The 13,969-nt window shown below is 49.3% G+C and carries 16 protein-coding genes; 8 read left to right on the plus strand and 8 right to left on the minus strand.

Going from position 1 to position 13,969, the window contains the following annotated elements; genetic code table 11:
- The first annotated feature begins 38 nt into the window (after positions 1-38).
- Positions 39-662, plus strand: a complete 624-nt coding sequence (locus P1U47_RS06640; RefSeq protein ID WP_301027870.1) for a glutathione S-transferase family protein — start codon at positions 39-41, stop codon at positions 660-662.
- Between the two features lie 54 nt (positions 663-716).
- On the opposite strand, the gene P1U47_RS06645 is transcribed toward P1U47_RS06640, so the two are convergent.
- Both P1U47_RS06645 and P1U47_RS06650 read right to left on the minus strand, forming a co-directional pair.
- Positions 717-1,022: a hypothetical protein gene (locus P1U47_RS06645; protein WP_301027871.1), complete on the minus strand. Its 306-nt coding sequence runs from the start codon at positions 1,020-1,022 to the stop codon at positions 717-719.
- A gap of 156 nt (positions 1,023-1,178) precedes the next feature.
- Positions 1,179-1,985, minus strand: coding sequence for a hypothetical protein (locus P1U47_RS06650; RefSeq protein WP_301027873.1), 807 nt, complete (start codon positions 1,983-1,985; stop codon positions 1,179-1,181).
- 67 nt (positions 1,986-2,052) lie between these two features.
- Here P1U47_RS06650 and P1U47_RS06655 point away from each other — a divergent pair, with 67 nt between their 5' ends.
- Positions 2,053-2,844 (plus strand): alpha/beta fold hydrolase, encoded by a 792-nt coding sequence (locus tag P1U47_RS06655; RefSeq protein ID WP_301027874.1) that lies wholly within the window; start codon positions 2,053-2,055, stop codon positions 2,842-2,844.
- A gap of 90 nt (positions 2,845-2,934) precedes the next feature.
- Positions 2,935-3,801 (plus strand): DUF2971 domain-containing protein, encoded by an 867-nt coding sequence (locus P1U47_RS06660; RefSeq protein ID WP_301027875.1) that lies wholly within the window; start codon positions 2,935-2,937, stop codon positions 3,799-3,801.
- Here the strand turns inward: P1U47_RS06660 and truC are convergent.
- Positions 3,798-4,574, minus strand: a complete 777-nt coding sequence (truC, locus tag P1U47_RS06665) for a tRNA pseudouridine(65) synthase TruC (protein WP_301027876.1) — start codon at positions 4,572-4,574, stop codon at positions 3,798-3,800. The genes P1U47_RS06660 and truC overlap by 4 nt on opposite strands.
- Positions 4,575-4,706: 132 nt before the next feature.
- Here truC and P1U47_RS06670 point away from each other — a divergent pair, with 132 nt between their 5' ends.
- On the plus strand, positions 4,707-5,225 hold the full coding sequence (locus P1U47_RS06670) for an SRPBCC family protein (protein ID WP_301027877.1): 519 nt from the start codon (positions 4,707-4,709) through the stop codon (positions 5,223-5,225).
- A 22-nt stretch (positions 5,226-5,247) separates the two neighbouring features.
- On the opposite strand, the gene P1U47_RS06675 is transcribed toward P1U47_RS06670, so the two are convergent.
- Both P1U47_RS06675 and P1U47_RS06680 read right to left on the minus strand, forming a co-directional pair.
- Positions 5,248-5,820 carry a YtfJ family protein gene (locus P1U47_RS06675; RefSeq protein ID WP_301027878.1) on the minus strand — a complete coding sequence of 191 codons (573 nt, stop codon included), beginning with the start codon at positions 5,818-5,820 and terminating at the stop codon, positions 5,248-5,250.
- Positions 5,821-6,044: 224 nt separating this feature from the next.
- Positions 6,045-6,464: a secondary thiamine-phosphate synthase enzyme YjbQ gene (locus tag P1U47_RS06680; RefSeq protein WP_301027879.1), complete on the minus strand. Its 420-nt coding sequence runs from the start codon at positions 6,462-6,464 to the stop codon at positions 6,045-6,047.
- A gap of 387 nt (positions 6,465-6,851) precedes the next feature.
- On the opposite strand from P1U47_RS06680, the gene P1U47_RS06685 reads away from it, so the two are divergent.
- On the plus strand, positions 6,852-9,140 hold the full coding sequence (locus P1U47_RS06685) for a TonB-dependent receptor (protein WP_301027880.1): 2,289 nt from the start codon (positions 6,852-6,854) through the stop codon (positions 9,138-9,140).
- Positions 9,140-9,778, plus strand: coding sequence for an START domain-containing protein (locus P1U47_RS06690; RefSeq protein WP_301027881.1), 639 nt, complete (start codon positions 9,140-9,142; stop codon positions 9,776-9,778). The genes P1U47_RS06685 and P1U47_RS06690 overlap by 1 nt, the downstream gene beginning before the upstream one ends.
- Positions 9,779-9,865: 87 nt before the next feature.
- Here P1U47_RS06690 and P1U47_RS06695 read toward each other — a convergent pair whose 3' ends face one another.
- On the minus strand, positions 9,866-10,423 hold the full coding sequence (locus P1U47_RS06695) for a hypothetical protein (protein ID WP_301027882.1): 558 nt from the start codon (positions 10,421-10,423) through the stop codon (positions 9,866-9,868).
- Positions 10,424-10,545: 122 nt separating this feature from the next.
- Here P1U47_RS06695 and P1U47_RS06700 point away from each other — a divergent pair, with 122 nt between their 5' ends.
- Positions 10,546-10,827 (plus strand): DUF1244 domain-containing protein, encoded by a 282-nt coding sequence (locus tag P1U47_RS06700; protein ID WP_301027912.1) that lies wholly within the window; start codon positions 10,546-10,548, stop codon positions 10,825-10,827.
- A gap of 8 nt (positions 10,828-10,835) precedes the next feature.
- Here the strand turns inward: P1U47_RS06700 and P1U47_RS06705 are convergent, their stop codons facing one another.
- On the minus strand, positions 10,836-11,237 hold the full coding sequence (locus tag P1U47_RS06705) for a hypothetical protein (RefSeq protein ID WP_301027883.1): 402 nt from the start codon (positions 11,235-11,237) through the stop codon (positions 10,836-10,838).
- A gap of 69 nt (positions 11,238-11,306) precedes the next feature.
- On the opposite strand from P1U47_RS06705, the gene dinB reads away from it, so the two are divergent.
- Positions 11,307-12,458, plus strand: coding sequence for a DNA polymerase IV (gene dinB, locus P1U47_RS06710; protein WP_301027884.1), 1,152 nt, complete (start codon positions 11,307-11,309; stop codon positions 12,456-12,458).
- A gap of 184 nt (positions 12,459-12,642) precedes the next feature.
- Here dinB and P1U47_RS06715 read toward each other — a convergent pair whose 3' ends face one another.
- On the minus strand, positions 12,643-13,956 hold the full coding sequence (locus tag P1U47_RS06715; RefSeq protein ID WP_301027886.1) for an OmpA family protein: 1,314 nt from the start codon (positions 13,954-13,956) through the stop codon (positions 12,643-12,645).
- Between the last annotated feature and the right edge of the window lie 13 nt (positions 13,957-13,969).

Here is a 13,969-nt window from a genome sequence, read left to right on the forward strand (position 1 = left end):
TAGCTGATTCTCCAAAATGATAATAGAGGGTGAACATAGTGAAATTATATACTTTTTCGGCGGCCCCTAACCCGCGGCGAGTTGGCTTGCTTTTGAAATACAAGGGCATCAATGTCGATACCCAAGAAGTTGATTTAATGAGTAAGGCGCAGTTCTCGGAAAGCTTTTGCGCGATTAATCCTCGTTCAACCCTGCCAACATTGGTGCTAGATGATGGCACGGTGTTAAGCGATACCATCGCTATTTGCGTGTATTTGGATGCCATGTATCCTGAACGTGGTTTGTTTGGCAGTAACGATGTTGAGCGCGCTCAAGTTATCGGACGCTGCCACCAAATATTTTTTGAAGGCTTTGCTGCGGTAGCTGACGTGTTGCGTAACCAAGGCGATGCATTTAAGGATCGTCCTTTGCCCGGCCCTTTGCCAATGCCGCAAATACCCCAGTTAGTTGAGCGGGGAAATCTTCGCATTGGCGCTTTTGTTGAAACGATGAACAGTGAGCTTACAGGACGAGAATTTTTGGTTGGCAGCAGTCTGTCGCAGGCCGATATTGATTTGTACGTGGTACTCGGCTTTTGTGGCTGGGTAAAACGGAAGATTCCCGATACTTGTTTAGTATTACAGGCTTGGTTTGCTTCCATGAAAGCTCGGTTTGGTGAGTAATGAAGTGGGGCGGTGACTTGCCGCCCCTAGACGTATTTAAGGCGTTCTCGGTATTTAAATTCCGAGAAATACTTTAACCCGTGTGTTAAACGCGGGTTGATAGTGGTGCCCGCAGTCTCTGCTGTGAACATGGCTAACATAATAGCGATCGCGGTTATCGTCATAATGATCGTGATAGTCCTCACGAACATAATATACATCGCGGTCATGGTGGTGTTTGTAGTTGTGACGACTGTGGCCGTTGTCGCTCCGGTAGTGGTAGCGGGCCTCAAATTCGGTATTACTGCGCTGATGGTCGGCGTAGCTATTGGCGGCGAATGCCAGTCCAGCTACAAGGACAAGGCTAGTGCATAATTTCATGACGGTATCTCCCTCGCTGAATAATACCTGCAGGATGCCATGGTCAATCTGAACCCGAGCTGAATCAGGTGGATTGTTATCAGAAAGGGGTACGTTTATATGGATTTTTAAGCTTGCGGCCTCTTTCACAGAGACCGCGGCGTTGTTGCTTACGGCTTATTCAGCGGTAGCGGCGGGTTTGGCTTTTTCGGTTTTGCCAGGATAGCGACTCATTTTAATGAGTGGGTGGAAAGCTAGTTCAATACCCTCTTCAATATTGCTAGAGCGGCTCAAAATCTTGCTGCGGCGCACAAAGCTTTTTTGCGATTTGCGCGAGTCTATACTGTGTAGGGTGTCTAGGCCGCCGCGGCTAGAAAATAGCGGTTTTCCCTCGGGGGAATAGATTGTAATCATCAGCGTGGCGCCTTTAATCACTTGGGTCCAGTTGAAGTCGGCTGGAACACTGGAGGTCGGGCCGTCGGTCGCTGGCTCGCGGCTAACACCATACCAGCGCGCGTAGTGTTTCATGCTGGGGCTGTGTTGAATGTCGTGTTCGAGTAAATCAGTAAACACAATGGCATCGATGTCCTTTTGTTCCTTTATGCTTTGCAGGGTCGCGGCCATTACTTGCTGCCAAGCGACGCGGTCAACCTTGCCGGTCGTTGGATCGTAGAAATTGCCGAAGGTGAGTAGGGCTTGGCGCCAAGCATTATCAAATAAATGGCTGGGCGCGAGGCTAATGCCGTTGCTCTCTAAATATTCCACAACTTGCTTGTCTACTTTATCAACACTGTCACGCAATACCGAGCGAGTGGGTTCGCCGCTGACATTTACTGTCGCTAAGAGCACTTTTTTAAGCGGCTTTTGTTTGAGGTCGTCGCGACTGATAAAATAGTCGTAGGTCGTCGGGTTGTAATCTGTTGAACTACAGCCGGTGCTGAATATCGCACTGACCAGTACTAGTATGAAAAAAGTTAATCGCACAGTAACACCTTTTTATTTGAAAGCCTGTGCATTCTAACAACCGCTATAGATGAAGAGAAGCGAACATATGCCCAGAGCTCTTAGTTTACATACCGAAGTGAGCGGAGATGGCGATTTTCCGGTGATTTTGCTGCACGGTTTATTTGGCTCGGCGAGTAATTTGATGTCGGTTGCTAGGGTCTTGGCAGAGGATTTTAAGGTTGTTCGCATGGATTTGCGCAACCACGGTAAATCTCCGCACAGCGATTACATGGATATTCCGAGCATGGCGGCAGATGTTTTGGCCACTATGGATCAGTTGAAAATTGCCAAGGCCCATTTTCTTGGGCATTCACTCGGTGGCAAGGTGGCTATGCAAGTGGCAGTGACACATGCCGAGCGCGTAGACCGTCTCATTGTGGCAGATATTGCACCAGTGCGTTATGGCCGAGGTCACGATGAAATAATTACCGCCCTATTAGGGATGGATTTACGTGCTTTGCGCAGCCGTGAACAGGCTGATGAGCTATTGCAGAAAGCGGTTCCTGAGCTCGCGATTAGGCAGTTCTTATTAAAAAATATCGCCCGCGATGGCAAGGAGGCTTGGATGTGGCGGATGAACTTGCCGGTGATTGCTGAGTGTTATGATAATTTGCGCGATGCGCCCAGCAGCGAGTCTTTTGACGGGCCAACGTTGTTTATTCGTGGTGGGCTGTCGAAATATATCCGCGACGAAAATCGCGTACCAATGCAGCGCCAGTTTCCGCAAATGCATATGCACACTATTGACGGTGCTGGTCATTGGTTACACGCCGAATATCCGCAGATTTTTAACAGCATGGTAAAGGACTTTTTGGCGGCGGATAATACCGAGGTGTAACGGGGCGTTAATATACTTGCTGCAGGCTATACTTAAGCAAATAAGTGGCATTAGTGTTTTGGCTAGAAATAGGATTAACGGGGGAGGGCTATGATTAGCGCTATTACTGAGGCTTTGTTTGCGGAACCGCCTCAGGAAACCTTATATCACTACACGTCCTTAAGCGGCGTGCTGGGGATCATTGGTAGCCGCACTTTGTGGGCCAGTGATATTCGCTATATGAATGACTCTGCTGAGTTGCGACACACGGCTGACTTAGTTGGCCGCGACGTGACCGCGCGTATAAATAATGGTCACAGCCGTCCCCATTTGCTCACCAGTTTTTTAGACTGGGTAAAGAATCGGATCACCAATGGCCATATTTTATTTGGCGCCTCATTTCGAGCTAATGGCAACTTACTTAGCCAATGGCGGGGGTATAGCGCGGTGGGCAAGGGCGCAAGCCTAGGCTTTAATCCCGAAACGGTGAGCCGCTGTGCCCGCGCCCAAGATTTTCGTATGGGCCGCTGCATATACGATCATCAGGCGCAGCAGAGTCTAATCGCGCAGGTGGTTGATGCAGTAGAGCTGTTGGCTGCGGATATCGACGACGGCGTTGAACGCGAGGTATACCACCAATTATTTGAACATCTTGAGAGCGATTTACTGCGTTTGGCGGCAATTCTTAAGCACCCCTCCTTTGAAGAGGAGCAGGAGTGGCGGCTGGTTTCGCCGGTTATTCCTGATTATCGCCAAGCGGCGGTGAATTTCCGCGAAGGACGCAGTATGTTGGTGCCCTATATGAGTTTTGCCTTAGTCTTGGAAGAGCATGAATCGGTGGCCCTCGATCACGTGTTTCTCGGGCCCACTCCCAATATAAGCCTGTCGATGAACTCAATGAAGATGTGCCTTGCTAAACACGGTATTCGACCGGTGCGTGGCATCGAGTACTGCCAAATCCCCTACCGGCAGAATTAGCGCTGCTCGCTAATAGAGGGGTCGGCCCGCCAAGCCTCGGTAAGTTTTTCCTGCCAGCCAAAGCGCGTAATAAGCTGGCTGTAACTATCGTCTAGATCTGCCCTAAGGCTTATTTCTTGCTGAGTTAACGGGTGTTTAAAGTTCAGCTGCGCCGCATGCAGTAGCAGTCGCGGACAATCTAGTTGCTCGGCAAAGTAGCGGTTGTGTCGTCCGCGGCCGTGCTTAGCATCGCCAATTATGGGGTGCGATATATGCTTGAAATGGCGCCGTAGCTGGTGGCGGCGGCCAGTCTTGGGCTCGGCAAGTACCAACGAATAGCGCGACGTTGGGTAGGTTTCAATTTCAGCCTCCAGTTCATGGTGGGCAAGGCAGCGAAAGTCGGTTACCGCATCTTGCGGGGCCGCGGGCTGGCTTCTGGCGATGCGTTTATCCGGTTCTTCGGTAAGAGGGTGATCGATATGGCCGCTGTCGGCGCAAAAACCACGAACCACCGCGAGATAAGATTTGGCTACTTGATGGGCCTGAAAAGACTGGGCCAAGCTGCGGGCCACATCGGGGTTTAATGCGAATAACAAAACCCCCGAGGTGGGTTTGTCGAGGCGGTGGGCTGGGTAGACGTATTGGCCGATTTGATCGCGCAGTAATTGTATCGCAAAACGAGTTTCGTGGCGGTCAATGGGGCTGCGATGCACAAGGAGGCCACTGGGCTTGTTAATAGCGATAATGGCTTCGTCGCGGTACAGAATAGGAAGGCTTTCGGCGCATACACTCATTGTTTTACCATCTAGCCTTAGATGAAGACTTTGTCATATTCACGGTCTTACCTTGTTTGAGTTTTACTGGGGGTGTTAGATTTCGGATTACTCGCTGGCTTGGAGCCAGTTTAATCTCTATGGAGCGTTTGTGTGGTAAAAAAATACCCGTGTAAAACTGTCGATATGACATTTTTTGATACGGCCCCTTTTCGCTACGTTGCTGACGTTGTGATTAAGTCCGGTGCTGCGGATGTGTTTGCCTGCTTTGAAAACGCAGAGGACTGGCCGCGCTGGGTAAAGCTAATCAAAGCAGTAGAATGGACAGCCGAACAACCCTTTGGTATAGGCACCACTCGTACAGTGACTACCTTGGGTGGGCTCGTGGTTTACGAAGAGTTTATCGCGTGGGAGCGAGGGCGGGAAATGGCCTTTTGCTTTACTCATGCAAGTAAAGGCCGTATTGAATCTTTTGCTGAACGCTATCAGATTGAGGAAATTGACGACACTAGCTGTAAAGTGAAGCTAACGATGGCTATGCGCCCTAGGGGCGTTAGCCGGTATTTTTTGCCGCTGGTCAGTCCCGTCATGCGAGTGGCGCTAAAATTGATGCTACGCAAGTTAGCGTGTTTGCTTGAGGGGCGCAGTAAAAGTAAGAGCGTAGCTAAGTAAGCGCTATAGCTTCGGCTCGGGCTTAGTTACTGGCGCCTCGCGCAATTTCAGCATTTAGTAAGTCAATAATGGTATTCACGTCGTCGCTACTCAGCGAGCCTTCTTTCAAATAGCAAATTTCGCCCTTGGCATCGAGCAGCATCACGGCGACGCCTCGCTCTTTTAGCTGCCACGCCTGTCGCCCGCGACCGCCATCGTCGGCTACCAAAATCGCTTCAGGGTGGGCGCGCTTGTTTTTTTCCATCTCGCTACTAACTAGGCCAGAGGTGCCCCACAGCGCGTCGTCTATATTGACCACGCTGATTGATTGAAAACTGCCGGGTGTGAAATCTTCCTTCTCTAAGCGTTCACGTAGTGGCGCAATAATTTTGTCTGACGACATTCTGGCGGCCATATGAAAAATTAGGGCTGGCGAACCACGCTGAATGCTGCTGCTGGACCACTTTTTATAAGTGACCTTGGACTTACTTAATAGCAGCTCGCCCTTTGTGGGAATGCTGACGTCGGGAAGTGTGCCACCCATCTCTATTGCATAGCTGCTGCTAACACCCGTGATTAGCGTAAGCCCAATCAGCACTTTTTTAAGACTCAGCATATTTTGTGTACCCGTATTATTAAAGATGAAACCAATGGCTAAAAATATCGACAAGAATAGCATAGCGGCCAGTGAGGAAAGATGACGCTTAGTTCATAGTTTAGCGGACGGAGCTGAACAGTTACTTAATAGCGCAATTTGTTGGTTTGGCCGCGTGGAGTAAAGGTGGGCTTTCTTTATGTAATCAGTGGCCTAACAGAGAGGCTTAGAGTCCTCTGCGAATATTATTCACCATGTAAAGTAATTACTAACGTGCGTGAACCGCCGTAATTGCGGTGCTCTGCGAGGTAGATCCCCTGCCACGTACCTAATTTAAGCTTACCACTACAGATGGGGATAGTAAGACTGCTACCCAGAATGCTGCTTTTAATATGTGCGGGAAGGTCGTCGTCGCCTTCAGTAATATGCGTGTAATATTGCTCACCGTCTGGAATTACTCGGTTGAAAAAGCTTTCGAAATCTTCCCTAACCGTTGGGTCGGCGTTTTCATTAATGGTGAGCGATGCCGATGTATGTTGAATGAAAATATTTGCCAAGCCAATATTGACATTATTTAATTCTGGGAGCTTAGCAATAATTTCTGTGCTAATAAGGTGAAAGCCCCTTGGGCGTGGCTTTAATTGAATTTCTTTTTGAATCCACATCGCTAAATTAATTTCCCTGTGGCAACGATAATCTTGGATTTTTCTTTCGGGCTATCTTGGTGCATGTACATTTTTCAGCATAGACAATCCTGCATCTTTAGCAGCTTAAAATCTAATATATTTATATCCGTTTGTTTGGGTATTTTAAGCTTGCGAAAAATAATTAGTGGGTCTAGTCTCTAAAGGTCTGTTCGATGTCCTGCGCATGCAGGCTCTGCTGTAGAAGGGATAAGCTAACACATTTTGTCGATTGACGCTGAGACCGTTGTTAAGGTAATTGGCATTTTTCATTATTTCAAAACCGTGCAACGCTTCAGACAAAAAGCCACAGTGAGCAATCCATAATAATAATTATCAATAGATCAATGACGCCAAGGAGAAAGGCAAATGTCACGACGTATCAGTAGTAGTTTGTATTTGGTGAGTGCAATCGTCGTTAGTTTAAGTTTTAGCAAACAATCATTTAGTGAAGAAGTTGACGGGAAGCAGCGTAATGCTGAGACCACGTCAGCGCCGGCATTGCGGTCACGGGTATTAGAGGAAGTCTTGGTTACCGCTACCAAGCGTGAAACGGATTTGCGCGACATTCCTTTAAGTATTGATGCTTTTAGTGGCGATGCACTCAGAGAGATTGGGGTAGAAAATGTTGAGGGGATTGCTCGGTTCTCACCTGGGGTTTCCGTTAGTCCAGGTTTGGATCCTGAAGCCGCTCAAATCATTATTCGCGGTGTATCTACAGACACCTTTTTTACTTTCTTTACTCGCACCTTTGGTATGTTTTATGAAGATATTTCACTGGTAAACCCTTCTATACTAGGCCCGCAGCCAAACATAGATCCCTTCGACTTGCGGTCAGTAGAAATTTTAAAAGGGCCACAGGGAACCCTGTTTGGTGGTTCGGCGCTGTCAGGCGCGGTGCGCTATGTGCCTAACCATCCCGACTATGAACAGGCGTATGGCAAAGTGGCGGCGGCAGTGGGCACGCTCGAGGGCAGCGACGGAAAATCACACCGCTATGATGTGATGTGGAACCAACCGTTGAATGATAAATTGGCTATGCGATTTGCAGTGAGCACAGGTGATCGGCCTGGATATGTAAAAGACTTACGTTCCGGCGAAGACGATATTAACTCAACGGATTCGCAGCAATATCGCGGTATAGTGAGTTGGCAGGCCACCGAGAAGCTGGAATTTCGCTTAAATGCTCTGCGTAGAGAAACACATCAGGACGACGGATCGTTTGCCGACAACGATACCGAGGCAACTCACTCTGCGCGCTATTTCGCGGATGTCCTCGATTCGCGCACGGATATTGTGATTTTAACCACCGAGTATGGCTTTGAATTTGCTGACCTTAGTTTGATCTTGAGTCAGTTGGATAAGGATTATCCCCAGCGTATAGATTATTCGCAATTCTTTGGCACATCTCAGCTTGGCGTGGGCACCTACGGCGATACCACTATTTACTCATCACAACCCAGCGCTGAATTGCGTTTAGTGTCGGCGGAAGCGACCCAATCAGAGTGGTGGCTACTCAAAGACTGGGACTACGTGTTGGGCCTATTTTATATAGAAAGTGAACAGTTTTTGAGTTTAGACGTAGGTACTCGCGACACCGGCAATCTACTGCAAATTAAAGGAGACGTTTACGCTGAAGAAAAGGCATTTTTCTTTGATGTTAAACGCAGCTTTGGTGAGCACTGGGAGCTGGGCTTTGGCGGACGTTATTTTGAACAATCGACCACTGCCGATATTTCAACCACGGTTGATCCAGTGTCGGGGCTGGCTACGACTAATCCCTTAGTTGCTGCACTTTCGCCAATAATTAATGCACTGCCAGTCGAGTCGGGTATTAGCTTAGGCCGAGATCAGGGAAAAATTAGCGAAACGGTGTTTAATCCTAAGTTTACGGTGCAGTGGCGCTATAGTGACGAATTTTCGATCTTTGGGTCAATTGTAAAAGGCTTTCGCTATGCGGGTGCAAACCAAAACCCCAGTCGCGATCCGAATGTACCTTTGTTTTTTGAATCCGATAATATTTGGAATTACGAAGTTGGCGTGCGTACTGAATGGTTTGAAGGCGCCTTGCAGCTAGACGCCACCGTCTTCCAGTTAGAATGGACCGACATGCAGGTGCAGCAACGAGAGTATACCGGCGCCTTTGCCTACACAGATAATGTGGGGGGGGCTCGAAACCGAGGTATTGAACTGGGGATTAATATGCTGTTGCCAGCAGGGTTTTATCTTAAGCTCAATGGCTCCTACGTCGATGCCCAAACCACTACTTTCTTTGACGATTTCCAAGGGCCTGCGCCAGCGGGCACCGAGTTGCCGGGTTCACCACCCGTCTCAGGTTCAGCGCTATTGTTGTGGGCTTACCCGTTTAATGAAGGCCAGTTTAGTGCAACATTGTCTTATACCTACCAAAATCGTAACTTTAATAATTTGGCCCAGACCTATGAGCACCCGCCACTTGCGCTACTTGGCGCATCGGCAAATCTTAGTATGACAAACTGGCCGGGAGCACCTGTTTTTAGTTTAATTGGCGCTAATTTGACCAATGAATTTAAGCCTGCAGTGGTATTCGATACGCCAAATACAGGCGGCATTCTGACTATATTTAATCCCTCCCGCACCATACGGCTGGGGGTGGAATTTACGATTGGTGATGTTTAATGACAAAGACTAAGCGCAGCACAAGGGCGCTAAACCTTTGGTGGCGGTTACTCATGTTGTTGGTATGGGTAATCTTGGCCAATGCCGTTGCAGCAGACGATTGGCGATTAGAGAAAGAGCGCGACGGAATTCAAGTATACAGTCGGGCGGTGGCGGGTTCGCCAATTCGCGCAGTGAAGGGCGTAGTTAGAGTTCGTGCAAAGTTGGCTGCGGTAGTGGTCCTGTTGCAAAACCCAAAATTGCGCTCAAGTTGGGATGAAATGTGTAAAGAAGCTTACCGCTACGATTCACCCAGCGCTGGCGTAGATCGTATATATGTTCATCACGATTTGCCTTGGCCGGTAGCTGATCGCGATATGCTACTACTCACCGAGTGGCGAACAGATGCCACAACGGGCGTGGTTTCAATGCTGGCACGGGCGGTGACGGGTGGCGTACCAGAGTATAAAAATCGTGTGCGAGTGACCGAGGCTGAAAATCGCTGGCAAATTATACCGTTGTCTGAGGGCGAGCAAGAGTTAGTGGCTGAAATGCATGCCGACCCCGCTGGGCCGATACCTGCGTGGTTGTTAAATTGGCTTTCGGTAGATGCACCGTTTAAAACATTGCAGCAGGTTAGAACCGTCCTAGAGCAATAATAGTTGCGTTAGCTAAAGCACTGAGCTGATGCAGTCTGCTCGGTGCTTTAGCGTTAGCCGCGGTAGTTTGGCGGCTTGCTTGGAGTGCTAGCTTGTGGGGCTAGCTTTGGGGGCGGCGGCCTTTTTTGCGGGTGCCTTTTTGGGGGTGGCGCTTTTGGCTGGTGCTTTTTTTACGGCGGCTTTTTTAACGGGTGTCTTTTTCGCAGCCGTCTTTTTTGCTGGCGCCTTTTTTACAGGAACCTTGCTGGTTTTATCAAAGTTTTTTGCGGCATCTTGAGCTGCTTTTGCCAGTGCTTTGGCGCGTAGATAATCACCTTTGAGATCGCTAAGTTGTTCCTTAGCCATTATCATTAAAGCTCTAGCATCTAACTCTAATTCTTTGGCCGCCTCAACAGTGCCGTGGGCGCGCTCCACTTGTTTGTGGATTTTGGCGTCCATACTTGCCTTGGCCTTTTTCTGTAATTCATTTAGTTTTTGCTGTTCTGCCTTTAATTTGTCGCGCGCGCGTTCAGCTTGGGCTTTGGCTTTGTCCATCGCCTTATGGGCATCTGCCATTAAGCGGTCGCGCAATTGTTCAAGCTTGTGTTCCAGTGATTCGATTTCTTTACGGATCAATGCGACGGGATCCATTTTTTTATTTGCCATGTCGGTGAGCCTCTGAGGGTCGATTTTTGTTGTTAAATAAAAATCTGCAACAGCACTAACATAGCAAACTTTGCGATAATGGACAGTGAATACTGAAATGATAGGTGAAAAAAGTGGATAAAATGAAATCTGATGCTATTGAAGCCGCCGCGTTTCGGCGCTTATTGGCCCATTTGGATAGTCGCAAAGATGTGCAAAATATCGATTTAATGAATTTGGCGGGCTTTTGCCGCAACTGTTTATCTAAATGGTATGTTGCCGCCGCCGAGCAAGAGGGCGAAAGCATTGATTATGAAGCGGCGCGGGAGCGGGTATACGGTATGCCCTACGCCCAGTGGAAGGCTGAGTTTCAGGCTGAAGCAAGTCCTGAGCAATTAGCGAGCTTTGCGAAAAAAAGCGATTAAACGGGGGCTTAAAGCCCGCCGTTTGGAATGAAACGGTTATCGGTGTTGGCGCGAATCCACAACAACATGTCGCGAGAAAGCTTCTCACCGCGCTTGCGCAGGGCTTTATTAATCCAGATAGCAGGGGATTCTTTGCCAGCATCCCAGCCGCTGATTAATTTCTCGGCGCGGGTAAAAAAGCGAATTAAATCGATTAAGTCGTCGTTGCTCAGTTCGGCGATTGCCGTCTGCCACTGCTCCGCGGAGAAACGCATAAACGCCGAGTAGCGTTGCTGCTCTTGTTCGCTAAAGGGTGCGGGTAAGGATTCGAGTTGCTCCTTGCGACTCAGGGCAATGCATTGTTGCAGCCACTGTTGCTCGATACTGAGGGTGTCTTTCTCTTTTTCTGGGGTCCAGCTGCCAATCGCCATTTTTTGTCTATACCTAATACTGATGATGAGGGCTAAGGCGCTAGTATAACGCACAATCACGGGTGACTTGTGCTTGGCGATTTGCTATTTTACTGGCTATTTAACCAGCAGTGGGTCGCTTACCGTGAGACGCAGCGTTTGCGCAAAATAATACATTGCGACTGTGATTGTTTTTATGCCTCGGTAGAGGCGCGCGACAATCCCAGTTTGCGTGGTCGGCCACTGGCCGTTGGTGGCGACGCGGCGCGGCGCGGAGTAATTGCGACCTGCAATTACGAGGCGCGGGCCTTTGGTGTGCATTCGGCCATGGCGACGGCCACTGCATTACGACGTTGCCCCGATCTCGTTATTGTTACGCCAAATATGGATAAATACCGCGAGGTGGCGCTGCATATTCGCGCCATATTTGCTCAGTATTCAGACGTAATTGAGCCGCTTTCTCTTGATGAAGCGTATTTGGATGTAAGCGACTGCAGTGCTTTTCAGGGCAGCGCAACCCGAATTGCCCAAGCAATCCGCCAACAAGTGAGTTCTGAACTTGGTATTACCATTTCTGCGGGCGTGGCCCCGAATAAATTTTTGGCGAAGGTGGCCAGCGACTGGAATAAGCCTGATGGCCTTACCGTGATAACACCCGCTCAGGTTGACGACTTCGTCTTAAGCTTGCCCGTGGGGAAAATTCATGGGGTAGGCAAGGTAATGGCGCAGCGCATGGCGGCGTTGGATATTTACACCTGCGCGGATCTGCGCCAGCGCAGCATGGCGGAGTTGCAGCGCCATTTTGGCAAATTTGGCCAGCAACTCTACGATTACGCGCGGGGTATTGATCATCGTGATGTCAAAACCCATCGTCAGCGTAAATCTTTAAGTGTCGAGAATACCTACGCCGAAGACATTGACGGCGTGGAGCTTGCGCTTGCGGCGTTGCCCGCTTTGCTTGAAGAGCTCAAGCGGCGACTAGCCAAGCATAGCGGCGAAACGTTTACTGGCGTATTTGTTAAATTAAAAGCGGCTGACTTCAGACAAACGACTATTGAGCGTCGCTGTGACGGTTTTCTTGAATTGGATTTGTTTGAAACCTTACTGAGTGAAGCGTGGCTGCGAATGGAATCGTCTTTGCGGTTAATTGGGGTCGGCGTTCGTTTTGGCCGCAAACAAAACGAGGGCGTGGCAGAGCGCCGCGCTGAATATCAGCTCGAATTGTTTGATCCCGGCATATAACGCAGTTCTAAAAACCGCGGCTTCCCGATTGCTCGTGTCCGCAGGCATGACTACTTGTCTAGTATGACCTTTCGTCGCAAGCGTAAGCTTGCGATATCGCGTCTCCGGTCTCCCGTTAAGCGTTTTAACAGGCAATAAAAAAGGGAGGACGCTTACGCGGCCTCCCTTTTTGCATTATTAGCCTTTATTTGTTCGGGCTAATAACCTGCAGCTCAACACGACGATTGCGCTCACGGCCTTCGTCAGTATTGTTGTCGGCAACCGGTTTGCTTTCGCCATAACCGGTGGCTTTTTGACGAGACTCGCTAATGCCTTTGCCGGTCAAGTAACGCACCACAGACTCAGCGCGTGATTGAGACAGCTTCAGGTTGTAAGCATCGCTGCCAACTGAGTCGGTGTGACCCATGATGATGATATTAACATCTGGCTCATTGCTCAGTGACTCTGCGACCTTATCGAGCACGGTCTGGGAGTCAAGCATCAGTCGGGCTTTGTTAAACTCAAAATGCACACCACTTAAGGCAACAGTTTGAGAGAGTACACAGCCACGAGAGTTGACTTTCAGGCCGGGCAGGGTGCCTGGGCATTGGTCAATTTTGTCGGGTACGCCGTCGCCATCGCTATCCAGTGGGCAGCCTTGGGCATTAACCGGTACGCCATAGGGTGTGTTTGGACACTGGTCGATGTCATTGGGCACGCCGTCGCGGTCGTCATCAATTGAACAGCCGTGCACGTTTACCATAGCGCCAGGAGGCGTGTTGGGGCACTGATCACGGAAGTTAGGAATACCGTCACCGTCGCTGTCCAGTGGGCAGCCAGTCGCGTCAACTGGGGTGCCACGGGGGGTGTTGGGGCATTTGTCCAAGCGGTCTGGTACGCCGTCGCCGTCGGAGTCGTAGTTGTAGGGCAGGGGTTTTTCGCCAAAGGGTACCGAGAGACCAATTAAGAAAGCGTAGGTATAAAATGAATCGTTTTCAGGGAAAATTGGTGCTTGTTTTTTAATGCTGTCGATTTGGTAACGAACTTCACCGCGGATCGCGATTTTATCAAGCTCGTAGGTGAAACCGACAATGGCATCGCTGCCGTAATCTGATTGGGTATTCGTCACAGTTGGTGCTTCGTACTCAACTTCGTGATAAGTCAGACCTACACCCATATAGGGCTGAAGGGCGTCAGCGTCAAGCGAGAATGCGCCTAAAGGAAAGTAAAGAAAATCTAAACCGCCTGCAAATCTGCTGTAGGTGTCATTTCGGGTGTTTTTCAATTCGCCATAGTTGATATGACTGTCGACCATGATGTAAGTGCTGATTGCCTTACCAATACCGATTTTGCCCTCATTACCAGAGTCATAATCGTCTTTATCGGCAAAGGTGGAACCAATCATGCCGTGCATGCGCCAGCGGTTATCAAGCACGGAGTCTTCGTTGTTTATATCGGCTAGCACCGGTGTAGAGAGTGCGGTTGCGGCTACTATCAGCGCAAGAGTACGCAAGTTCATTTAGTATTCTCCT

It is taken from the genome of Zhongshania sp. (genome assembly GCF_029212375.1).
GTDB lineage: Bacteria > Pseudomonadota > Gammaproteobacteria > Pseudomonadales > Spongiibacteraceae > Spongiibacter.

Excerpts from the sequence above, each read along its gene's own strand:
- P1U47_RS06645 (WP_301027871.1), bottom strand. The coding sequence starts at position 1,022 with ATGAAATTATGCACTAGCCTTGTCCTTGTAGCTGGACTGGCATTCGCC.
- P1U47_RS06655 (WP_301027874.1), top strand. The coding sequence starts at position 2,053 with ATGCCCAGAGCTCTTAGTTTACATACCGAAGTGAGCGGAGATGGCGAT.
- P1U47_RS06660 (WP_301027875.1), top strand. The coding sequence starts at position 2,935 with ATGATTAGCGCTATTACTGAGGCTTTGTTTGCGGAACCGCCTCAGGAA.
- truC (WP_301027876.1), bottom strand. The coding sequence starts at position 4,574 with ATGAGTGTATGCGCCGAAAGCCTTCCTATTCTGTACCGCGACGAAGCC.
- P1U47_RS06675 (WP_301027878.1), bottom strand. The coding sequence starts at position 5,820 with ATGCTGAGTCTTAAAAAAGTGCTGATTGGGCTTACGCTAATCACGGGT.
- P1U47_RS06680 (WP_301027879.1), bottom strand. The coding sequence starts at position 6,464 with ATGTGGATTCAAAAAGAAATTCAATTAAAGCCACGCCCAAGGGGCTTT.
- P1U47_RS06685 (WP_301027880.1), top strand. The coding sequence starts at position 6,852 with ATGTCACGACGTATCAGTAGTAGTTTGTATTTGGTGAGTGCAATCGTC.
- P1U47_RS06690 (WP_301027881.1), top strand. The coding sequence starts at position 9,140 with ATGACAAAGACTAAGCGCAGCACAAGGGCGCTAAACCTTTGGTGGCGG.
- P1U47_RS06695 (WP_301027882.1), bottom strand. The coding sequence starts at position 10,423 with ATGGCAAATAAAAAAATGGATCCCGTCGCATTGATCCGTAAAGAAATC.
- P1U47_RS06700 (WP_301027912.1), top strand. The coding sequence starts at position 10,546 with ATGAAATCTGATGCTATTGAAGCCGCCGCGTTTCGGCGCTTATTGGCC.
- P1U47_RS06705 (WP_301027883.1), bottom strand. The coding sequence starts at position 11,237 with ATGGCGATTGGCAGCTGGACCCCAGAAAAAGAGAAAGACACCCTCAGT.
- P1U47_RS06715 (WP_301027886.1), bottom strand. The coding sequence starts at position 13,956 with ATGAACTTGCGTACTCTTGCGCTGATAGTAGCCGCAACCGCACTCTCT.